Source organism: Sphingomonas sp. LR59, from assembly GCF_036855945.1.
Lineage (GTDB): Bacteria > Pseudomonadota > Alphaproteobacteria > Sphingomonadales > Sphingomonadaceae > Sphingomonas.
The window spans coordinates 461,979-484,381 of the sequence record NZ_JASPFL010000001.1 but is presented as its reverse complement, the minus strand read 5'-3'; the positions used below and the strand labels follow the sequence as shown (position 1 = coordinate 484,381).

16 protein-coding genes and 2 pseudogenes are annotated in these 22,403 nt (G+C 66.7%); 10 read left to right on the top strand and 8 right to left on the bottom strand.

Annotation, left to right across the window (positions count from 1 at the left end; all coding sequences use genetic code 11):
- The first annotated feature begins 114 nt into the window (after positions 1-114).
- Positions 115-486, top strand: coding sequence for a hypothetical protein (locus QP164_RS02300; protein ID WP_333921984.1), 372 nt, complete (start codon positions 115-117; stop codon positions 484-486).
- 159 nt (positions 487-645) lie between these two features.
- Here the strand turns inward: QP164_RS02300 and QP164_RS19700 are convergent, their stop codons facing one another.
- Both QP164_RS19700 and QP164_RS02295 read right to left on the bottom strand, forming a co-directional pair.
- A complete protein-coding gene (locus QP164_RS19700) occupies positions 646-1,155 on the bottom strand; it encodes an NPCBM/NEW2 domain-containing protein (RefSeq protein WP_443027409.1) in 510 nt (169 codons plus the stop codon).
- Complete coding sequence (locus QP164_RS02295) at positions 1,131-2,594, bottom strand: glycoside hydrolase family 27 protein (RefSeq protein WP_443027408.1); 1,464 nt, start codon at positions 2,592-2,594, stop codon at positions 1,131-1,133. The genes QP164_RS19700 and QP164_RS02295 overlap by 25 nt, the downstream gene beginning before the upstream one ends.
- Before the next feature lie 708 nt (positions 2,595-3,302).
- On the opposite strand from QP164_RS02295, the gene QP164_RS02290 reads away from it, so the two are divergent.
- From QP164_RS02290 to QP164_RS02265, 6 genes are all read left to right on the top strand, one after another.
- Positions 3,303-3,527 (top strand): hypothetical protein, encoded by a 225-nt coding sequence (locus tag QP164_RS02290; protein WP_165911483.1) that lies wholly within the window; start codon positions 3,303-3,305, stop codon positions 3,525-3,527.
- Positions 3,524-5,503, top strand: coding sequence for a sialate O-acetylesterase (locus QP164_RS02285; protein ID WP_333921983.1), 1,980 nt, complete (start codon positions 3,524-3,526; stop codon positions 5,501-5,503). Before QP164_RS02290 ends, QP164_RS02285 begins: the two co-directional genes overlap by 4 nt.
- Positions 5,504-5,525: 22 nt before the next feature.
- Positions 5,526-8,195 carry a glycoside hydrolase family 3 C-terminal domain-containing protein gene (locus QP164_RS02280; protein ID WP_333921982.1) on the top strand — a complete coding sequence of 890 codons (2,670 nt, stop codon included), beginning with the start codon at positions 5,526-5,528 and terminating at the stop codon, positions 8,193-8,195.
- A gap of 238 nt (positions 8,196-8,433) precedes the next feature.
- A complete protein-coding gene (locus QP164_RS02275; protein ID WP_333921981.1) occupies positions 8,434-9,576 on the top strand; it encodes a fumarylacetoacetate hydrolase family protein in 1,143 nt (380 codons plus the stop codon).
- Positions 9,573-10,379, top strand: coding sequence for an SDR family NAD(P)-dependent oxidoreductase (locus QP164_RS02270; protein WP_132897877.1), 807 nt, complete (start codon positions 9,573-9,575; stop codon positions 10,377-10,379). Before QP164_RS02275 ends, QP164_RS02270 begins: the two co-directional genes overlap by 4 nt.
- A complete protein-coding gene (locus QP164_RS02265; RefSeq protein WP_333921980.1) occupies positions 10,370-11,290 on the top strand; it encodes an SMP-30/gluconolactonase/LRE family protein in 921 nt (306 codons plus the stop codon). Before QP164_RS02270 ends, QP164_RS02265 begins: the two co-directional genes overlap by 10 nt.
- On the opposite strand, the gene QP164_RS02260 is transcribed toward QP164_RS02265, so the two are convergent.
- The 4 genes and pseudogenes from QP164_RS02260 to QP164_RS02245 all read right to left on the bottom strand — a co-directional run bounded on the left by QP164_RS02260 (position 11,287) and on the right by QP164_RS02245 (position 16,137).
- On the bottom strand, positions 11,287-11,598 hold the full coding sequence (locus QP164_RS02260) for a hypothetical protein (RefSeq protein ID WP_333921979.1): 312 nt from the start codon (positions 11,596-11,598) through the stop codon (positions 11,287-11,289). The genes QP164_RS02265 and QP164_RS02260 overlap by 4 nt on opposite strands.
- Positions 11,599-11,630: 32 nt before the next feature.
- Positions 11,631-13,064: a sugar porter family MFS transporter gene (locus QP164_RS02255; RefSeq protein ID WP_333924165.1), complete on the bottom strand. Its 1,434-nt coding sequence runs from the start codon at positions 13,062-13,064 to the stop codon at positions 11,631-11,633.
- 76 nt (positions 13,065-13,140) lie between these two features.
- On the bottom strand, positions 13,141-14,919 hold the full coding sequence (locus QP164_RS02250) for an IlvD/Edd family dehydratase (RefSeq protein ID WP_132738615.1): 1,779 nt from the start codon (positions 14,917-14,919) through the stop codon (positions 13,141-13,143).
- Between the two features lie 134 nt (positions 14,920-15,053).
- Positions 15,054-16,137: pseudogene (locus QP164_RS02245) on the bottom strand (LacI family DNA-binding transcriptional regulator).
- A gap of 236 nt (positions 16,138-16,373) precedes the next feature.
- On the opposite strand from QP164_RS02245, the pseudogene QP164_RS02240 reads away from it, so the two are divergent.
- From QP164_RS02240 to xylA, 3 genes and pseudogenes are all read left to right on the top strand, one after another.
- Positions 16,374-17,500 (top strand): annotated as a pseudogene (locus tag QP164_RS02240) (glycoside hydrolase family 43 protein).
- Positions 17,500-18,945, top strand: coding sequence for a xylulokinase (gene xylB, locus QP164_RS02235; RefSeq protein WP_333921978.1), 1,446 nt, complete (start codon positions 17,500-17,502; stop codon positions 18,943-18,945). Before QP164_RS02240 ends, xylB begins: the two are co-directional and overlap by 1 nt.
- Positions 18,946-18,951: 6 nt before the next feature.
- On the top strand, positions 18,952-20,262 hold the full coding sequence (gene xylA, locus QP164_RS02230) for a xylose isomerase (protein WP_132897872.1): 1,311 nt from the start codon (positions 18,952-18,954) through the stop codon (positions 20,260-20,262).
- 129 nt (positions 20,263-20,391) lie between these two features.
- Here xylA and QP164_RS02225 read toward each other — a convergent pair whose 3' ends face one another.
- Positions 20,392-21,711, bottom strand: coding sequence for a sensor histidine kinase (locus QP164_RS02225; RefSeq protein WP_333921977.1), 1,320 nt, complete (start codon positions 21,709-21,711; stop codon positions 20,392-20,394).
- Positions 21,701-22,366, bottom strand: coding sequence for a response regulator transcription factor (locus QP164_RS02220; RefSeq protein WP_207901249.1), 666 nt, complete (start codon positions 22,364-22,366; stop codon positions 21,701-21,703). Before QP164_RS02220 ends, QP164_RS02225 begins: the two co-directional genes overlap by 11 nt.
- Positions 22,367-22,403: the final 37 nt, after the last annotated feature.

Genomic DNA, 22,403 nt, shown 5'->3' with positions numbered 1-22,403 from the left:
ATCAGCCATCCTGTCGATCCCGTCATAGTCAAAGCGGGACGATTACGGTTGCCGAGCAACCAAGCTTTTACCGTTCACGCGTTACTCTGCGGCGTCGATCGATCGGGAGCAGCTATGAACAAGGCGTATGTAGTAGCAACGCTGCTCGGTCTGGAGGGCTGCACGGCCGCTGGGGCTTCGGCGATCAATCCATCCGATGATCTACACTGCGCCATTATGATTCGGACTCTGGAGCAAAATGCTGATGAGCTTGGCGCCACCCCTGTCGCCAAAAAAGGGCTTTACGTGCTTCAGACGTGGTATTTTTCGAAGATAAAACGGGAGCATCTCGCTCAGGCTCAAGGTGTCGTCGAAGCGATGAAAGACAATCCCGGACAAATATCATCGGCGAGCCAACAGTGCTCGAACCGAGCGTTCGGCGATCCGGGTTTTGCTCGCTGGAAGTCGATCGCTTCCGACGATTACGACCAAAAGGCCATGCGCTAGATCGCTGCCGGTCGAACCACCATTCCCGGAACAGCATGATTAGCACGACCGCGGTTACCACGCCGGCGGCCGCAGAGCGACCGCACCGCCTCCTCCCGCTACCGAGATCCGTCGCGTACCTCGCTGGAGAGGCGACGATCGGCGACAATCATCATCCGGTCATCGTAGCAGCCTTGCATTCGCCCAGACCGCCGGACGCGGTTGCACGGCGTCGCCCGGCCCGCTCGATCGCGTGACGAGTTCGACGATCTTCACGCCGGAAACGTCGGCCTCCAGCACGGTTGCCGGATCGCCAAAGTCGATCGGCGGCGAGGTCGCGAGCAGCTTGCCGTCGCCATAGACCGCGAAGCGCATCGGCCCGCCTGCCGCCAGCCCGGCATCGTCGATACCGACCTCGGCGGCAAACCGGCGGAACCCTGCGTTGCGCACCTCCAACCGTGACCCCGCGAGCACCCCCAGCCCCGTGTCATAGTCCTTGCCGGCGACACGCAGCACTTGGCCGTATACCGCCCGGTCCGCCCGTGCGCCGCCCCAACCGCCATATTGGACATGCTCGCCCGGCCCCTTCGTACCCGACCATGCGGTGACCGAATGATGGATCGTCGGGTCCGCCCGCGGCGTATCGACGCCGTCGACCGCAGGATTCACGCGACCGGGCTGCTCGGACACATACATCCCCCACCAAGCCGCCGCGCACCCTGAGCGCGAAACACCAGCGTCTGGTGCGGCGCCAGCGTGAAGCGCTGCTCGCCGGTGAACCTTGTGGTCGTCTTGTTCCACAGGTCGACCAGCGTCACCGGCACGTCGTCGCGAAACTTCAGTTGCCCGGCATGCAGGACGACATCGACCGGGGCTGCGTCGCGGTTGAACAGCGCGACGCCCTTGCTGCCGTCGGCGAGCGTCTTCACAAGGAATTGCACGTCGTCGCTGTCATAGGCGATCACCGCCTGGTTGCCCGCCGGATCCTGGTTGAGCGCGATGATGTCGCGGTTTCCGAATATTTCTAGCAGGGACGGCGTGAGCCTGCGCAGGTCGTAGCCGATCACGAGCGGCGAATTGATCATCGCCCACAGCGCAAAATGCGATTTCGCTTCGGTCATGTGCTGCGCATCGAACTCACCGGTGCCCACGAACAGCATATCGGCATCGTTCCACGATCCCGGATGGGCATAGAGTTCGCGCTTGGCCGCGGTATCGAAGTTGGTCAGCATTCGCGTCCAGTGCGGCGTGATGTCGTCGCTTGTCCGCGAGATATTGCCGAGATCCTTGCCCCACGCGCGAACATCGGCAGATCCCCAGAGACACAGCGAGAGCAAATAGTCGCCCCGCGGACGTTCGCGGTGGAGCGCCGCGCCAACCGATGTGTAGAGCGCGCGGACTGCGACGACGTTGGTCCGGCCGAGCGATTGCATGTCGATGATCGGTGGAAACGCGCGGTACAGTCCCGACCGGACGCGCGGATGATCCGCGGGCAACCCGCGTACGCCGCAGCCATCGACCTTGATCAGATCGAACCCCCAGTCGGTGAAGAAGAGGCGGATGTCCTGGTCGACGTGGCCGTAAAGCCCGACCTCCCGTTCGGCGACGGTTCCAACCGGCTGGTTGTCGAACTGCGCGGTGTAGATCTGACCGCAACTGTTGCGCCCGATGTCCGAATAGATCCCGGCTTTCAGACCCAGGGCATGGAGCCGGTCGGTCAGCGGGCGAAAACTGGTAGTGTCCGCGCCCTGTCCCGATGTGGCCGACGCGCGTGCCGACGGGAATTGCGCAGTCCGGATGACCATGCGTCCGTCCGAGGCGCGCCGCTTGAGCCACCAGCCATCATCGATATTGACGTAGCGATACCCCATCGCCGACAGCCCGGTATCGACCAGCGCCTGTGCGGACGCCAGGATCTTCTCCTCGTCGATCCCGCTGTTGAACGCGTTCCAGCTGTTCCAGCCCATCGGCGGCACCGCGGCCTGCCCCTGTTCATTCGCGCTCCAGCGACCGGTCGGGGCGAGCGGGTCGGCCGTCGCAGAACCTGCTACCAGCGTCGATGCCAACAGCATGCCGAGCGCAGATGTCCAGCGGCGGGGCGACGTGTCGGACTTGGCACAGTTCGGCATTACAGGTCTCCCGAAGAAACGATTGCGACGGCGGGGTGGAACGCGGTCGTGCGTGCGTTGGTCAATAAGTCCCGCCATAGTGTCGGACGGCGGTTGAAGCCGGGCGCATCTCGGCGCGACGTGATGGCATCAGACCTCTGTCCCGAGTGGGCCAAGATGCTGATACCGCTAACAGACGCGAATCCTTCGCGGACCGGCTTCGCTGCTCCTCGCAAAGGCACCCGCCACCCGAAATCGGCGGGCAATATCCCCGCCCTGATCTCACACGCTCGATATGCAACGGAGCCGCCCGATCGGGTCAGCCGCAGGTTGGCCTACCTGGCTGCGGTCAATCATTCCCATGCTTCATGTCCCCTCTCGCGACACCCGCATTCGCAGCATTATCTGCCGTCGTTCGCAGCACTTGGCACCGATCCCCGGCAGTCGCGCTGACCGCTCGTATGGGATCTGGACGGTGCACAGGATGGCAGGTTCGCGGATACAAGAAAAGAGTTGCTGCCGATCTTTGTCCGCGTATAAATCGACGTGTGAGCGATACCATACGGTGATGTCGGGCGATGCCCGATGTGACGTAAAAAAATGGACCGCTTCACGCTCTCTGCCTGATCGACAGTCGCAGCGGAGAGGCGTCACGAACGCAGGGAGAGGGTGAGGACAGTGGCTTACCGATTAGCAATCACAGCTGCGTCGGCTAACGATATCGATAGCGTGGTCGATGCCGCCGAGATCGCGAACACACCGTTCGTCGATTGCACCGGCATGGCGACCCGTCCGATCGGGATGGCTCTCGGTGTGCCGTTCAAAAACTCCGCAAAAATATACGGTCCGAGTGCGATCTCCGGCCGGCTGCGCGGGCTCGTGGCGCTATGCCAGCAGCCTGCGCCGTGCAGCATGCCCGATCCCGTTCCTCGCAGCGAAGTAGCACACGTATGAAGATCCGTCCGTCGAACGCCCTGCCTGCTGCCTTGCTCGGGATCGCCGTACCGCTCGGCGCAACGCAACTCGGCGCGGCGGCGATGGCGGAAGAGACGCAGATCGCCCCTAGCCTCGATGGACTGATCGGCGACCACGCCGTTATCCAGCGGGACCAGCCGATCGTGCTGCGTGGCACGAGTGAACCGGGCACATCGGTCACGGCCCGGCTTGCGGGGCGCACCTCGACGGTGAAGGCGGATCGCGATGGCCGGTTCGAGCTGCGCCTGAAATCGCTGCCCGCAGGCGGTCCCTACGATCTGAAAATTGCCGGTAGCACGGGCAGCACGACGGTGCGTGACCTGCTGATCGGCGACGTGTTCCTGTGTTCGGGGCAGAGCAACATGGAACTGCCGGTCAACGCCGCGCAGGACCTGATCCCCGATGCGCATCCGCCGCTCGACGATAAGTTGCGCCTCGTGACAATCGCCAAGGCGAGCAGCGAGACACCGCTTACGCGGTTCGCGGCGAGGCCGAAGTGGACAGCAGCGGGCGCCGCTACTGTTCCGAGCTTCTCGGCCGCGTGCTTCTACATGGTGCAGGCCTTGCGGCGGAGCGAAGGCGTGCCGATCGGGGGGATCCACGCAAGCTGGGGCGGCTCGCGGATCAGCGCGTGGATGGGCGACGCCGCCTTGCGCTCCGCCGGGATGGCGCGCGAGGCGGACCTGCTCGCGCTGCACGCCAAGGATCCAGTGGCGGCGGAGCGCGGCGCATCGACGATCTGGGAGGATTGGTGGCGACGCGGCGCGGGCGATGCGCCGGGTCGCGAACCGTGGCAGCCCGATGCCGCGCTCGACTGGAAACCGGTGCCGAAGATCGGCAATTTCGAGCAATGGGGCGTGCCCGCGCTCGCCGACTATAACGGCATGGTGTGGTATCAGCGCGTCGTGACGCTGACCGCGGCGCAGGCACGCGGTACGGCGACGCTGGCGATCGGCGTGGTCGACGATGCGGACCGCACCTGGGTCAACGGGATCGGCGTCGGCGGCAACAGCAATGCGGCGCGCGCGCGCGTCTACACGCTGCCGGCGGGCGCACTTAAGCCCGGGCGCAACGTCATCACCGTCAACGACGACGACGTCTATGCCTATGGCGGGATGACGGGTCCGGCGGACACGATGATGCTGACGCTGGCCGACGGCACCCACGTGCCGATCGGCGACGGCTGGCGCTATGCGATCGCCAAGCGCGTGCCGGGCAACGCGCCACGCTCGCCCTGGGACGACATCAACGGCGCGGGGACGCTGTACAACGGCATGATCGCGCCGCTCGGGCCGACCGCGCTCGCCGGGATTGCCTGGTACCAGGGCGAATCCGACACCGGCCTGCCCGGATACGAGACCCGGCTCACGGCAATGACCCGTGGCTGGCGGCAGCAGTTCGGCAAGCCGACGATCCCGCTGGCGATCGCGCAGCTCGCCAATTACGGCACGCCGCCGATCGCGCCGGGCGAGAGCGGCTGGGCCGACGTCCGAGAGGCACAGCGGCTGATGGCCGCGCGCGACGGTCATGCCGGCGTCGCGGTGACGATCGACCTCGGCGATCCGCTCGACATCCATCCAGGCGAGAAGCATGCGGTCGGCCAGCGTCTCGCGCGCGTCCTCCGTCCGCTCGCCTATGCCGGACGCGAGCCGGTAGGCCCGAGCATCGCCACCGCCAACCGCACAGCCGATGGCGGCGTGACACTGCGCTTCACCGGGGTGACCGGATCGCTCCACGCGCAAGCATCGCGCACCGCGATCGGCTTCGAACTCTGCGGCCCCGCGGCCGGCAGTTGCCGCTACGCCGACGGCCTCGTCCAAGGCGACCGCGTAACGCTAGCGTCAGACGGCAAGCCAGTCGTCCGCGTCCGCTACGCCTGGGCGGACAGCCCGGTCGTCAATCTCGCCGACGACGCGCAACTGCCGGTCGGACCGTTCGAGATCCCGCTTCCCTGACGTGACACGAAAGAGAACCGCCATGCGTTCATATCCAATTTTGTGGCGCGGTGGCGTGGCGCTCGCGGCGGTCCTGGCGGCGACCGGGCCGATCGGCGCGCAGGCCCCTGCCCCGGCGGTCGCGTCGGACGCCGTGGAAGCCGATGCGGATCGGGCCGCGGCGGCGCTGGTCGCGAGGCTGACGATCGACGAGAAGATCGCGCAGTTGCTCAACGTCGCGCCCGCGATCCCGCGGCTCGGCATCCCGGCGTATAACTGGTGGACCGAATCGCTCCACGGTGCGCTCGGCCCGGTACCGACCACCAATTTTCCCGAGCCGATCGGCCTTGCCGCGAGCTTCGATGCGCCGTTGCTAAAATCCGTCGCAGCCGCGATCAGTACCGAGGTGCGCGCGCTGCATACGCTCGGCCGCACGACCGGGCGGCTGGGGAAGATCGGCACCGGGCTCGACACCTGGTCGCCCAACATCAACATGTTCCGCGATCCGCGCTGGGGCCGCGGGCAGGAAACCTATGGCGAGGATCCGTATCTGACCGCCACGCTCGGCGTCGCATTCATCGAAGGCATGCAGGGGCCGAACCCGGCTTTGCCCGACGTGATCGCCACGCCAAAGCATTTCGCGGTGCACAGCGGTCCTGAATCGACGCGCCACAGCGCCAATGTGATCGTCTCGCCGCACGACCTAGAGGACACCTATCTGCCCGCGTTCCGCGCCGCGATCGTCGAGGGCAAGGCCGGCTCGATCATGTGCGCGTACAACCGCGTCGACGGCCAGCCAGCGTGCGGCAGCGACCTGCTGCTCAAGGACCACTTACGCGGCGCATGGGGGTTTCGCGGCTATGTCGTGTCCGATTGCGATGCGGTCGTCGACATCTCCGAGCATCACAAATACGCCGCGGATCCGGCGGGAGGCGTCGCAGTCGCGCTGAAGGCGGGAGTCGACAACGAGTGCAACGGCGCGACGCTGTCGGGAACGCCGAACCTCGGCGCGCGCTACCAAGAGGCGCTGTCCCGCGGGCTGATCGCGCAGGCCGACATCGATCGCGCGCTCGTCCGACTGTTTTCCGCCCGCTATCGCAACGGCGATCTCGCGCACGGGACCATGGCGCGCACGCCGACCCCGGTCGCGGCGATCGACACCGCGGAGCACCGCGCGTTGGCGCAGCGTATCGCGGCCGAGAGCCTCGTACTTCTCAAGAACGACGGCATCCTGCCGCTCAAGCCCGGCACGCGGATCACGCTGATCGGTCCGCTCGCAGATGCGACACGCGTGCTGCGCGGCAATTACTCGTCGTCGCAGAGCGCCCCGCCGATCTCGATCGATGCGGGCTTGCGACAGGTAATGCCGACGGGACAAGTGACCCTGGTCCCCTTCACCGCGTCGATCACCGATGGCGATCCGGTCCCCGATACGGCCTTCGTCACACCCGATGGCCAGCCAGGCCTGCGCGCCGACTATTTCAACGCGCGCGCTTCGGCGGGCAACGGTCCGGCCAAGGCGACCTACGACACCAAAGCGATCGCGACCCGCACGGAGCGCAACGTCCGGTCCGAAGCCGGCCAACTCAGCACTGTCGGCGAGCGCCACAAGATCGTCTGGACGGGCGCGCTCGTCGCCCCCGAAACCGGCACGTACCGGATCGCGCTGACCGGCGTGACGGGCGCGATCACGCTTGGTGGTAATCGCAGCGTCGCCGCCACCACCGCATCGCGCTGGGCCGAACCGCTCCACCTGAGCGACGTCGACCTGGTCAAGGGCGAGCGCTATCCGCTGCGGCTCGAAGCCGAGTCGAGCGGGTCGGGCATTCCCGGATTGGTCTGGAAACGCATCACCCGGACGCCCGAGCGCGATCTGGCCGCGGGGATCGCCGACGCCGACGTGGTGATCGCGGTGGTCGGATTGACCTCCGATCTCGAAGGCGAGGAGATGCCCGTCAAGGTCGACGGGTTCGCAGGCGGGGATCGCACCTCGCTGTCGCTGCCCGCCGACCAGATCGCGCTGCTCGAACAGGCGAAGCGCACCGGCAAGCCGCTGATCGTCGTCGCGATGAACGGCAGCGCGATCGACCTGCGTTGGGCGAAAGCCAACGCGTCGGCGATCGTCGAGGCCTGGTATCCGGGACAGTCGGGCGGACGCGCGGTCGCCGAGACGCTGGTCGGCACGACCAATCCCGCCGGGCGCCTCCCCGTCACCTTCTACGGCGACGTTGCCGCGCTGCCCGCGTTCGACGATTACGCGATGACTGGGCGCACCTATCGCTATTATGCGGGCACGCCGGTCTATCCGTTCGGCCACGGGCTCAGCTACACGACGTTCGGCTATGCCCCACTCCACCTGACGCCCAAACCAGGCGGTGCCGAGCATGGGCTCCGCGTCACGACCGCCGTCCGCAACACCGGCAAGCGGGCGGGCGACGAGGTGGTTCAGCTGTATCTGAATTTTCCCGCATCACCCGGCGTGCCGAGGGTCGCACTACGCGGGTATCGCCGCATCACGCTCGCACCGGGCGAAAGCAAGGCCGTAACGTTCGACCTGTCACCCCGCGACCTGAGCAGCGTCACGCCCGATGGCGTCCGCAAGGTCGCAGCAGGGCGATACCGGGTGAGCGTCGGCGGGGGCCAGCCCGACACCGGCGTCCCCACGCGCTCGGCGAATTTCACCACCGTATCGACGATCGCGCTTCCCCGTTGACCCACGCGTACACCGCGGCCGAACGCACGTGAAAATGCCGGTCTCACACGCTGCCAGCTTGCAAACGCGGCCAGGATGTCGCTAATGTTACCGCTACCGTTTTCGAACCGCGGAGGAGAGGATGTGTCGACGCCGATGATGCGTTCGTCGGTCGTTGCCCGCGGGTCGACGAGAAGCCCGACCTGATCCCATTCCTGCCCTACCCCTTTTCCGATACAGACTCGCCGGAGACGTTGCCGTGACATTCGCTTTCGATACCCTCGACGCCCTTGGACCCGATTGGCGCGAGGGGCGCTGGATCGGTCGGATCGACCGCGGTGAAGGACCCAGCCCGGTCATCGTCGCAGGCGGCACCGTGTTCGATATGAGCAAGGTCGCGCCGACCGTGGCCGAGCTCGTCGCACGCGATCTGCTCGACGCGAGCGCGGGCGAGGCGATCGGCGATCTCGACACGCTAGGCCTGTCGGTCGAGAGCGTACCGCGGCTGCTCAGTCCGATCGACGTCCAGTGCGTCAAGGCGGCCGGAGTCACCTTCGCCGTCTCCGCACTCGAACGCGTGATCGAGGAACAGGCGCGCGGCGATGCCGGTGCCGCGACCGCGGTGCGTGCGCGTCTCGAGGAGCGGATCGGCGGCGGGCTCGCGCGCGTCGTCCCCGGCACGCCCGAGGCAGCAGCGCTGAAGACCGCGTTGATCGAGGAAGGCCTGTGGTCGCAATATCTCGAGGTCGCGATCGGCCCCGATGCGGAGATCTTCACCAAGGCACCGTCGTTGTCGACGGTCGGCTGGGGCGCGCAGATCGGCGTGCGCTCGGATTCGACCTGGAACAATCCCGAGCCCGAGATCGTGCTGCTGGTCGCCCCCAACGGCCGTGCGGTCGGCGCGACAATCGGCAACGACGTCAACCTACGCGATTTCGAGGGACGCTCGGCGCTGCTGCTCGGCAAGGCGAAGGACAATAACGCCTCCTGCTCGCTCGGCGCGTTCATCCGCTTGTTCGACGAGAGCTTCACGATGGATCACGTTCGCACCGCCGAAGTCGCGCTGCGGATCGAGGGCACCGACGGCTATGTCCTCGACGGCGCCAGCTCGATGAGCCAGATCAGTCGTGATCCTCAGGAGCTGGTGCGCCAGGCGCTCAGCGAGCATCAATATCCCGACGGCTTCGTGCTGTTCCTCGGCACGCTGTTCGCGCCGACCAAGGATCGCGACGATGCCGGTCGCGGCTTCACGCACAAGCCCGGCGATACCGTGTCGATCGCCACGCCCGGCCTCGGGCGCCTCATCAACACCGTGACCACCTCGAAGGCCGCACCGCCCTGGGAGTTCGGGCTGGTCGCGCTGATGCGCAACCTCGCCGCGCGCGGGCTGTTGTCGGCATGACCTATTCGGAGAACGACGTGCTGCAGAAAACCGCCGGCCGCCACGAAGGCGCCGTCTATCCCTCGCTCCGCAACAAGCGCGTCATCGTCACCGGCGGCGGATCGGGCATCGGCGCAGGGCTCGTCGAGGCGTTCGTCGCGCAGGGGGCGAAGGTCGCGTTCGTCGACGTCGCACAGGACGATAGCCGCGCGCTGGTCGAGCGGCTGACCGAGGGCGCGGAGCATGCGCCGAGCTTCCACCCGCTCGACCTGACCGATCTCGACGCGCTGAACACCACGTTCACGGCGATGATCGACGAGCTCGGCGGCGTCGACATCCTGCTCAACAACGCCGCCAACGACGATCGCCACACCGTCGGCGAAGTCACCGCGGATTATTGGGACCAGCGGATGAACGTCAACCTGCGCCACGTGTTCTTCGCGGCACAGGCGGTGGTGCCGTCGATGAAGGCCGCGGGTGGCGGCGCGATCGTCAATTTCGGGTCGATCAGCTGGCATCTCGCGCTCAAGGAACTGATCCTCTACCAGACCGCCAAAGCCGCGATCGAGGGCATGACGCGCAGCCTCGCGCGCGATCTCGGCCGCGACAATATCCGCGTCAACGCGATCGTGCCGGGCAACGTCCAGACCCCGCGTCAGGAGAAATGGTACACCCCCGAGGGCGAGGCGGAGATCGTCGAGGCGCAGTGTCTCGATGGCCGCATCCAGCCGTCCGATATCGCCGCGATGGCGCTGTTTCTTGCGTCGGACGATGCGCGTATGTGCACCGGACATAATTATTGGGTGGATGCAGGATGGCGGTAAACGGCGGTACGAGCGACGGCCTGGGCGGCGGCGTGGAACGCGTTCTGGGTGTCGGTGCGACGCTCGGCGAAGGACCGTTGTGGCTCGACGATGCGCTGTGGTTCGTCGACATCAAACAGCACAAGGTTCACCGCTTCGACCCCGCGACCGGCGATCACCGGACATGGACCGCCCCCGCGCAGGTCGGCTGGGTCCAGCCGATGGCGGATGGCGCCATGCTGGCCGGCTTGCAGACCGGGCTCCACCGGTTCGATCCGGCCGACGGCAGCTTTACGCATCTCCACGCGGTCGAGCCTGACGCGCCGGGCAACCGTCTTAACGACTCGACCGTCGATGCCACAGGACGGCTCTGGTTCGGGTCGATGGACGATGGTGAGAACACCGCATCGGGGCTGATCTACCGCGCGGATGCGGACGGCGTCGCGCCGGTGGTCGACGGGATCGTCATCACCAACGGCCCTGCTGTCTCGCCCGACGGCACGACGCTCTATCACTGCGACACGCTGGCCGGCACGATCCACGCCTGCACGATCGGCGACGACGGCAGCCTGCGCGACACGCGCGTCTTCGCAGCGGTCGACGTCGCGACACAGGGGTATCCCGACGGCCCGATCGTCGATGCCGAGGGGCATGTGTGGGTGTCGTTCTACGGCGGCTGGTGCGTGCGGCGCTATGCCCCCGACGGAACCCAGGTTGCCGAGGTCCGGTTGCCGGTCTCGAACGTCACCAAGATCGCGATCGGCGGCGCCGATGGTCGCACCGCCTATGTCACGACCGCGTCCAAGGGATTGAGCGACGAAGATCGCGCGCGACAGCCGCTCGCGGGCGATGTGTTTACGTTCGATGCGGGTGTGGCGGGGCAACCTGCCTATGAGATTACGTCATCGGCGTTTCGACCGCTCGACGCCTAACGTCGCACCGCCAGCATCGCGCCGACCATGCCGCCGATCCAGGCAGATGCGGCGAGTGCGCCACCCACGATGAAAAATGCCGCAAAGGCCATAGCCCCGGCGTCCGTCTCATGCGGCCCCGGCGGCTTTGACACGAAGTAGAACGCGGTCGTCCAGAACACCGCGAGGATCACGACGGCGAGCAGCGACCCGCCGACACCGATCGCTAGTCCCCGCGACCAACCCAGGCGGCGCAGGCCAGACGCCGTGCGTCCGCCTGCAAACCATCCGATGGCGAGAACGAACAGGAGCATGACGGTGCCAATCATCGTGATGGTGCCCTACACGCTCCTTCTCTCGATCAGCCGGTCATATCCTCGAGTTCGCGACCACGCGTCTCGTTGACCAGCGCCTTCACGAAGAAGAACGAGACCGCCGCGAAGAACGCGTAACCGGCATAGGTCACCGCAAGGCCAGGCGACACCGCCAGCGCGGGGAAGCTGACCGAGATCGCCGCGTTGGCGATCCACTGCGCAAAGCCCGACACCGCCAGACCCGATCCGCGGATCTGGTTCGGGAACATCTCGCCGAGCATCACCCACATCACCGGGCCCCAGCTGGCGTTGAAGAAGATGACGTACAGGTTGGCCGCAATCAGCGCGATCATGCCGTTGTGGCCGGGCAGCGATACCGCGCCGTCCGCGCCGGTCACCGCGGTCGAGAAGGCGTAGGCGACCACCGCCAGCGTCACCGCCATGCCGGCCGAACCGACCAGCAGCAGCGGCTTGCGACCGATCCTGTCGACCGTCGCGATCGTGAACAGGCAGGCCGCGATCGACAGCACGCCCGACAGGATGTTGATCTGCAGCGCGTTGTCCTCGGTAAAGCCGACCGCTTCCCACAGCACCGCGCCGTAATAGAACACGACGTTGATGCCGACGAGCTGCTGGAACACGGCCAGGCCGATGCCCGCCCACAGGATCGGGCGGATCTTGCCGGTCTTCTTGTCGACCAGATCGCTGAGCTTGGGCTTGTGATGATCGGCGGCGAGCGAGTTGCGGATCTCGACGACCTTGCGGTCCGCCTCTTCGCTGCCGAACAGCCGCGTGAGGACGACGTGCGCCTCGGCTTCGCGACCCTTGGCGACCAGGAAGCGCGGGCTCTCCGGGATCACGAGCAGCGCGAAGAAATAGATCGCGGCGGGGATCGCCTGCAGCCAGAACATCCAGCGCCAGGCGGGGTAGCCGAGCCAGAAGTCCGCGGTCGAGCCGCCGGCATAGCGGGCGAGCGCGAAGTTCGCGACGAACGCGCCGGTCAGGCCCGAGATGATCATGACCTGCTGCACGCTCGACAAGCGCCCGCGGATCGAGGCTGGCGTGACTTCGGAAATGTAGACCGGCGAGATGACACTAGCCGCACCGACGCCAAGACCGCCGATGATCCGCGCGAAGATGAAGATGCCCGATCCGGTTGCGGCACCGGCAAGCAGCGCGCTGAACAGGAAGAGCCCGGCAGCGAGCATCATCACGTTGCGGCGACCGATCGCGTCGGCCATCCGCCCGGCGCCGAACGCGCCGACCGCCGAACCGACGAGGATCGCGCCGACATTGACGCCGATCCCGAGCCGGCCGAGACCGAACGCGGCCTCCAGCCCCTTTTGCGTGCCGTTGATGACACCCGAATCATAGCCGAACATGAAGCCGCCAATGGTCGCCACCGCGACGATCGCGGCAATGAAGCCGTGATTGACCGCGGCGCTCCCCTGTAGTCCGGCCCCCGGATCTCCGCTGTGCATATTCGCCATGATGTTCCTCTCCTGTGCGCCGACCGTTGCGGCCTGGTGTCGTCTTTGCGTGTATTCGTCGAACCGGTCAGTGATTATGCCGCGGCGTCCGCGCCGCGATACCGCGGTACTTCACCGCGAAATCGAGCACCGCGCCATCGGCGAGTTGCCCCGTCTTCTCGCGGTACAGCTCCTCCCACGGCGTGTTGCTCGCTGGCACCGGTGGTGCTGGCTCGCCACGCCGCCGCGCGATCTCGTCATCGTCGACCAGCGCGTCGCACCGCCCCGCCTTCAGGTCGATACGAATGATGTCGCCGGTCCGCAGCCACGACAAGCCGCCGCCAACCGCGCTCTCGGGGCTCGCATTCAGGATCGACGGACTGTCCGACGTCCCCGACTGGCGCCCGTCGCCGAGCGTCGGCAGCGTCATGATGCCGCGCTGGATCAAATGATCGGGCGGCTGCATGTTGACGACCTCGGCCGAGCCCGGCCAGCCGATCGGCCCGGCGCCGCGGATCACGAGGATGCAGTCCTCGTCGATGTCGAGCGCGGGATCGTTGATCCGGTGGTGATAATCGTCCGAGCCCTCGAACACGATCGCGCGCGATTCGAACACGTCCTCCGCACCCGACCGCTCCAGGTAACGTGCGCGGAACGCGGGCGAGATCACGCTCGTCTTCATGATCGCGACGTCGAACAGATTGCCCGACAGCACCAGGAACCCGGCCTGTTCCTTCAACGGCGTGTCGTAGGCGCGGATCACCTCACGGTCGGTGGCGACGCGGCCGGTGATGTTCTCGGCGAGCGTTCGGCCGGTGACGGTCAGGCAGTCGCCGTCGAGCTTGCCCGCCGCCAGCAGCTCGCTCAGCACCGCAGGCACGCCGCCCGCGCGGTGGAAGCGTTCGCCGAGGAAGCGCCCGGCGGGCTGCACGTCGACCAGCAACGGCAGGTCATAGCCATGATCCGACCAGTCGGCGGCGGTGATCTCGATCCCGGCATGCTTCGCCATCGCATGGATGTGCGGCTGCGCGTTCGACGACCCGCCGATCGCGGTCACGACGCGGATCGCGTTGAGGAAGCTTTCGCGGCTGAGGATCTGCGAGGGGCGCAGGTCCTCATACGCCATGTCGACGATCCGCCGCCCGGTCTCGTACGCGAACTGGCCGCGCTCGCGGTACGGCGCGGGGATCGCCGCGCAGCCGGTCAGCGACAGCCCGAGCGCCTCGGCGACCGCGTTCATCGTCGAGGCGGTGCCCATCGTGTTGCAATGCCCGGCCGACGGCGCACTGTCGGTCGCGCGCTGGAGGAACTCCTCCTCGTCGATCTCGCCCGCCGCCAGCTTGCGTCGCGAGCGCCAGATGACGGTGCCCGATCCGACCAGCTCGCCCTCGTGCCAGCCGTCGAGCATCGGTCCGCCCGACAACACGATCGCGGGGATATCGACGGTCGACGCCGCCATGATCCCCGACGGCGTGGTCTTGTCGCAACCGGTGGTAAGAACGACCGCGTCGATCGGATAGCCGTACAGCGTCTCGACCAGTCCTAGATAGGCCAAGTTGCGATCGAGCGCGGCGGTCGGCCGGCGGCAATTCTCGAAGATCGGGTGGACCGGAAATTCCATCGCGATCCCGCCCGCGTCGCGGATGCCGTCGCGAACGCGGCGCGCCAGATCGAGATGGATGCGGTTGCACGGTGACAGGTCGCTGCCGGTCTGCGCGATGCCGATGATCGGCCGCCCCGAGCGCAATTCCGCAGGCGTCAGGCCATAGTTCATGAATCGTTCGAGATAGAGCGCGGTCATGTCCGAGCGCGCGGGGTCCGCGAACCAGTCACGCGATCGGAAGGGCCGAACCGGTTGCCGTTGCACGCAAAACTCTCCTGTCGAACGATCACCGATCCGTCGGCGTCCATTTATGCTGGTATCGCTACCATCTCCTGTGCCGACGTCAAGCGTGCTCCGCTGCCGTCTGCCCTGCGAATTTCCGTCTTACACCGCGTGGCTCATCCCACGTCCGCGCGCGGACGCCGCCGTGGCGCGGCATCTGACTGGCGGCGGATCAGCGTATAATCGAGCAGCCGGTGGCGATCCGCGGGGACGATACCGCTGGGGCGACGAATCGCCGCGACCAGCATCTCGACCGCGATCTCGCGCCATGTCCGCGATCGGCTGGTAGATCGTCGTGAGCTCGGGCCAGATCGCGGTCGACATGATCGTGTCGTCGAACCCGCACACCGTCAGGTCGCCCGGCACATCGAGCCCGCGGCGATGCGCGACCGCGACGGTGGCGGCGGCCATGTCGTCATTGGACGAGAAGATCGCGGTCGGTGGCTCGGGCAGCGCGAGCAACGCCTCGGCGGCATCGAGCCCCGACCGATAGGTATAGAGCCCGGACTGGATCAGCGTCTCGTCGACCGCGATCCCGGCCTCGTGCAACGCGGCGCCATAGCCTTCGAGACGGCGCGCACTCGCCGAGAGATTGGGGTTGCCGGTAATGAAGCCGATCCGGCGATGGCCCAGCGTCATGATGTGCCGCGTCATCGTCAGCGCGGCCTCACGATCGTCGATCCGCACCGCAAGGACATCGTCCGACGGACGGCCGCTGGCGACCGACACCGTCGGAATCCGCGCCTCGGCGAGCAGTTCGAGGATCGCCTCGGCTTCGCACAGCGGTGGCGGCAGGACGATGCCGTCGATCCCACCCGCGATCAGATGCCGCGTAACCTCGAGCTCATGCTCGCCCAGGTCGCATTTCTCGACGATGATCTGGACGTCGCTGCGAGCCGCCTGATCTAGACTGCCAAGCAGGAACTCGCTGAGAAAGCCCGCGCTCGGGTTACTATAGAGCAGGCCGATCCGCGTCTGCCCTGCCCCGGCCAAGCTGCGCGCGGCGGGGTTGGGCGCATAGTTCAGCGCGGTGATCGCGGCGTTGACTGCCTCGCGCGTGACCGGGCGAACGTTGCTCTCGCCGTTGATGACGCGCGAGACGGTCATCGGCGAGACGCCGGCGCGGCGGGCGACGTCGCTGATCGTCGGTGCACCGCCGGCGCGGCGTGATGGCTTGGCTGTGGGAAGCGGAGTGGTCATTTGTCATATCGTTAGCGCAACCGCTCGCCGCATGAAATGGCCGACGACTTTGGACCTTGGTCGTGGTGCCCTGTGCAGCATCGCCCGCGTCCAAGCCGCGGTCGACGCACGGCAACATACGCGGCACAAGTCCCCTTGCCCGCCCCGTACAGACTGTTATGGTAGCGCTATTTCCGCAAAACGACGGAAGCCAGATCTCGTAGAAGATCGCTTGAATTAGGAAGGATCGACTGGCCATGCCACTGCGTATACCCACCCTTGCCGCGAGCCTGTCGCTCGCGCTCGTCGGCAGCGTCGCGCTGGCCCAGACCGCACCAGCGCCCACACCGAAGACGGCCAAGGCCGAACCGCGCAGTCCCGACGGCAAGCGCTATCTCTCGCAGCCGCTGGTGACGTCGATCTACACTGCCGATCCCTCGGCGCACGTGTTCAACGGCAAGATCTACGTCTATCCGAGCCATGACATCGATGCGGCGATCGGCGACGACGATCTCGGCAACCAATATGCAATGCGCGACTACCGCGTGCTGTCGATGGATCGCATTGGCGGCCCGGTGAAGGTCAACGGCGTCGCACTCGACGTGAAGGATGTGCCCTGGGCGTCGAAGCAGATGTGGGCACCCGACGCAGCCTACAAGAACGGCACCTATTTCCTCTACTTCCCGGTCCGCGACAAACAGCTCGACAAGAACGGCCTCGGCACGTTCCGGATCGGCGTCGCCACCTCGAAGAGCCCGGTCGGCCCGTTCAAGGCCGATCCCAAGCCGATCGCCGGCAGCTTCTCGATGGACCCCGCCGTGTTCACCGACGCGAACGGCGCCAGCTACATGTATTTCGGCGGCATCTGGGGCGGCCAGCTCCAGCGCTGGAAGGACGGCAAGTTCGACGCCAACGGCTCGGACACCGATCTCGGCAAGGACGATCAGCCCGCGCTGTCGGGCAAGATCGCCAAGCTCAATCCGGACATGAAGAGCTTCGCCGAGACCCCGCGCGACGTCCAGATCCTCGACGAGGCCGGCAAGCCCGTGCTCGGCGGCGACCATGAACGCCGCTTCTTCGAGGCGTCGTGGGTCTTCACGCGGGGGGTAAATATTACTACACCTACTCAACCGGCGACACGCACTTCCTGAACTACGCGACCGGTGACAACCCGTACGGCCCGTTCACCTACCGCGGCCATATCCTGAAGCCGGTACAGGGCTGGACCAGCCATCATTCGATCGTCGAATGGAACAAGAAATGGTGGCTGTTCTATGCGGATACGCAGATGAGCAACAAGAACCACCTGCGCAACGTCAAGGTGACCGAGCTGAAGTTCGCGCCCGACGGCTCGATCCCGACCATCGATCCGTTCGTCAACTGATGTTCGTCGGAATCGATATCGGCACCTCGGGTGTCAAGGCCGTAGTGCTCGACCAGCATGGCAGCGTGGTGGGCCAGGGTACCGCCGCGCTGACCGTGCAGCGGCCGCATCCGCTCTGGTCCGAACAGGATCCGGACGCGTGGTGGAAGGCGACGATCGCCGCGGTCCAGGCGATCGATCCGAGCGTCCGCCGCTCGGTGCGCGGCGTCGGGCTCGCCGGCCAGATGCATGGTGCCACCTTGCTCGACGCCGACGACAAGCCGCTGCGCCCCGCGATCCTGTGGAACGATGGCCGTTGCTTCGCCGAGTGCGAGGCACTGGAGCGCGCCGTCCCCGATCTGCGCAAAATCTTGGGCAACATCGCGATGCCGGGCTTCACCGCGCCGAAGCTGCTGTGGGTGCGCGAGCATGAACCCGAGGTCTTTGCGAAGATCGCGACGGTGTTGCTGCCCAAGGATTATGTCCGGCTGCTGATGACCGGCGACAAGGCGTCGGACCTGTCGGACAGCGCCGGCACCTTGTGGCTCGACGTCGGCAGTCGCTGCTGGAGCGACGAGATCCTCGCCGCGTGCGGCCTGGCGCGGGCGCAGATGCCGACGCTGTACGAGGGCACGGAGATCACCGGCACGCTTACCGCCGAGGTCGCCGAACTCTGGGGCATGCCGCAGGTCCCGGTCGCCGCGGGCGGCAGCGACAATGCGGCGGGCGCGGTCGGTGTCGGCGTCGTCAAGGACGGCGATGCGCTGCTGTCGCTCGGCACGTCGGGTGTGATCTTCGTCGCGACCAAGGATTTCCGCCCCAATCCGGCGCGCGCGGTCCACGCCTTCTGTCACGCGCTCCCCGGCATGTGGCACCAGATGTCGGTCCACCTTTCGGCCGCGTCGTGCATCGATTGGGTCGCGCGGATCACCGGTGCCGCCGGTGCCGCAGACCTATTCGCGCGCGCCGAGGCCGCAGGCCCCGCCAGTGGCCCCGAGATCTTCCTTCCCTACCTCTCTGGCGAGCGCACGCCGCACAACGATCCGGAGGTTCGCGGCGCGTTCCTCCGCCTCGACAACGACACCGACGCCGGCCGCCTGTCGCAGGCGGTGCTGGAAGGCGTGGCATTCGCGCTCGCCGACGGTCTCGACGTGTTGCGTGAGGCCGGCACGACCGTCGAGCGCCTCGCGGTGATCGGCGGCGGCGCCCGCTCGCGCTATTGGGGGCAGGTGATCGCCGCGGCGATGGAGGTCGAGCTCGTCTATCTCCAGGGCGGCGAGGTCGGCCCCGCGCTCGGTGCCGCCCGCCTCGCGCAACTCGGCGTCGACGGCGGCGATCCCGCCGACATCTGCGTCGCGCCTCCCGTCTCGTACACCATCGTCCCCGACCCTGCCCTCGTCTCGGCGCTCGCCGAGAAGAAGGCCGCGTTCCGCCAAGCCTATTCCCGCATCACCCCAAAATCGTAGGAAGCTTTGATGTCCGACTTCTTCGCCGATATCCCCCAGATCAAATATGAGGGCCCCGACAGCACCAACGAGCTGGCCTACCGCTTCTACGACAAGGACAAGATGGTCCTCGGCAAGCGCATGGAGGATCACCTCCGCTTCGCCGCATGCTTCTGGCACACCTTCTGCTGGCCCGGCTCCGACGTGTTCGGCGGCGGCACGTTCGATCGCCCGTGGCACCGCGGCGCCAACGACAGCGCCGCCGCGGCGATGAAGCGCGAGGTCGCGTTCGAGTTCTTCAAGACGCTCGACGTGCCCTATTACTGCTTCCACGACGTCGACGTGATGGCCGACGCCGCCAACATCACTGAGCACCGCAAGTTCTTCGCCGAAGCGGTCGATCATCTCGAACAGCTCCAGGCTGCATCGGGCCGGAAACTCCTTTGGGGCACCGCCAACCTGTTCAGCCACCCGCGCTTCGCCGCCGGCGGCGCGACCAACCCCGATCCGGAAGTGTTCGCGTTCGGCGCGATGCAGGTCCGCGACGCGCTCGAGGCAACCCACCGTCTCGGTGGCCAGAACTACGTGCTGTGGGGCGGTCGCGAGGGTTACGAGACGCTGCTCAACACCGACATGAAGCGCGAGCTCGACAATTTCGGCCGCTTCCTGAGCCTGGTGGTCGAGCACAAGCACAAGATCGGCTTCACCGGCACGATCCTGATCGAGCCGAAGCCGTTCGAGCCGACCAAGCACCAGTACGACTTCGACACCGCGACGGTGTACGGCTTCCTCAAGCGCTATGGCCTGGAGAACGAGGTCAAGGTCAACATCGAGGCGAACCACGCGACGCTCGCCAGCCACACGTTCGAGCACGAGATCGCGACTGCCGCGGCGCTCGGCATCTTCGGCTCGATCGATGCCAATCGCGGCGATCCGCAGAATGGCTGGGATACCGATCAATTCCCGAATTCGGTCGAGGAACTGACGCTCGCCAATCTCGAGATCATCCGCGCGGGCGGGTTCACCACCGGCGGCTTCAACTTCGACGCCAAGGTGCGGCGCCAGAGCATGGACCCGGCCGACCTGTTCTACGGTCATGTCGGCGCGATCGACGTCGTCGCGAAGGGCCTTCTCAATGCCGCCAAGCTGATCGAAGACGGTCGTATCGATGCGATCAAGACCAAGCGCTACGCCGGCTGGGACGGCGAGTTCGGCGGCGCAATCGGCGGGCTCGACCTTGCTGGCATCGCGGATCTGGCCGTCGAGCGCGGCATCGATCCCAAGCCGGTCTCCGGCCAGCAGGAGCGGATCGAAAACCTGATCAACCGCGTCCTCTAAGCGAACGCTAAACCGCACCCGTCGGGCGACCCGCATGTCGCCGACGGGTGCGGGATCACGATGAAGGCGGAGCGAACCGCAGGACGATTGCCGTGCCACGGTCGACGTCGACAAATCCGACGGTCGCCGTCAAACGCGTGGCCGCTGACCGAACGATCGCCAGTCCGAGACCACTTCCTCCGGGCTGTTCGCGGTGCCAAGCCGGACAAAACGGTCGAACACCTTTTCGCGATATGCCGGCGCGATCCCCGGGCCATCGTCGGCGACCACGACCGCGATCTGTGTATCATCCGCCTGCAACGCAACGGACACCATCCCGCCACGCCGATTGTAACGGATGCCGTTGTCGATGAGGTTCGACAGGATTTCGAAGATCAGCGTCCGGTGACCGGAGACCATGTACTGGGTTTGCCCATCGCTTTCGAGAACCAGATCGACACCCGCCCTGATCGCCTGGTTGATCTGCCGAGCGATGACCGCAGAAGCGACTTCGCGCAGATCGACCGCTTCGAGCGGGGCCGAAACGCCGGCTTCCTCGGCCCGCGCGAGCGCCAAGAGTTGGGTTACCAGACGTTCGAGACGGATTGCGACATCGGCGATCTCGTCCAACGCCTCGCGGCGTTCGGCGTCGGAGCCGCGGCGGGCAAGCGCGACCTGGACCTTCAGCACCGACAGCGGCGTGCGCATCTGGTGCGAGGCGTCGGCGGTGAAGCGGCGGACGCCGACGGTTGCGGTGTCGAGCTGCGCCAGGAGACGGTCGAACGCGCTGGCGAGCGGGCGGAGTTCGCTTGGCAACGGACCGGTGTCGAGCGGCGAGAAATCCGGACGCGCGCGTTCGTCGCGCGCTTCGACGGCACCACGAAGGCGCGCGAGTGGCCGCAGCGACCACCCCAACGCAGGGCGGAGCAATAGCGCCGCGGCACCGACCAGGACACATTCGCCGATCAGCAGCGCGAGCATCAGGCGGCGGGTCAATGCGCCACGGTTGTCGAGTGTCTCGGCGATTTGGACGATCACGGGCTTGTCGATGCGTGGGAGCGCGCGGCGGACTTCGGCGATGCGGATCTGCTGGTCGCGGTAGCGGGCGAAGCGGTAGCGCGGCACGTCGATCGCGAGCGTCGCGGGATCGGGCGCGGGCAAGTCCGCATAGCCCGTGAGCAGGTCGGTCCCCACGGCGACGCGGTAATAGACGTTGTCGCGCTCGGTGTTCTCCAGCATCCCGAACGCGGCGGCGGGCAGGTCGAGCGTCACCTCGCCGCGCTCGACCTGCACCGTCTCCGCGATCGCGCCGAGCGCACCGCCGAGCACGCGGTCGTTGGTGCGGCGGACCACGTCGGCGATCAGCGTCGCGCCGACCACGCCGATCAGGATCGCCGCCGCCAGCAACGGGCCGAGCACCGCTACCAGCAACCGCGTCCTGAGCGCCGGAGTGCGGGGTTTAGCCGGCATCGAGCATGTAGCCGACGCCGCGCACGGTGCGGATGCCGGGGCCGTCGGGCGCAAGCTTGGTGCGCAGGCGGGTGACGTGGACTTCGATCGCGTTGCCGCCGACCGGCTCGTCAAACCCGAACACCTCGCCGATCAGCAATTCGCGCGGGACGACGCGACCGGCACGTGTCGCGAGGGCCTCCAGCACCGCGCGTTCGCGACGGCGCAGGTCCAGTGCTCGACCGGCGATGTCGGCGTCGCCGGTCGAGCGGTTGATCGTCAGCGTGCCGACGCTGAGCACCGGCAGCGGATCGCCGCCGCGTCGCCGGCCGAGCGCGCGGACGCGGGCCTCGAGTTCCTCGGGCTCGAACGGTTTACGGAGGTAATCGTCGGCGCCGAGATCGAGCCCGCGCACCCTGTCGTCGAGCGCATCGCGCGCGGTGAGCATCAATACCGGAACACGCTCGCCACGACGCCGCAAGGTTTCCAGCACGGTGAAGCCGTCGATCCCGGGCAGGCCGACGTCGAGGATCACCAGCGCGTACGGCTCGCCCGCGACCACCGCCAGCGCGTCCTCGCCGGTCGCGACGTGATCGACCGCATTGCCACCCGCGCGCAGCAACGCGCCGATGCTGCGCGCGAGCGCCGCGTCGTCCTCGATCAGCAGGATGCGCATGAAAAACCATGAAAGGTTGGTGACAGGTTCGGTTCGT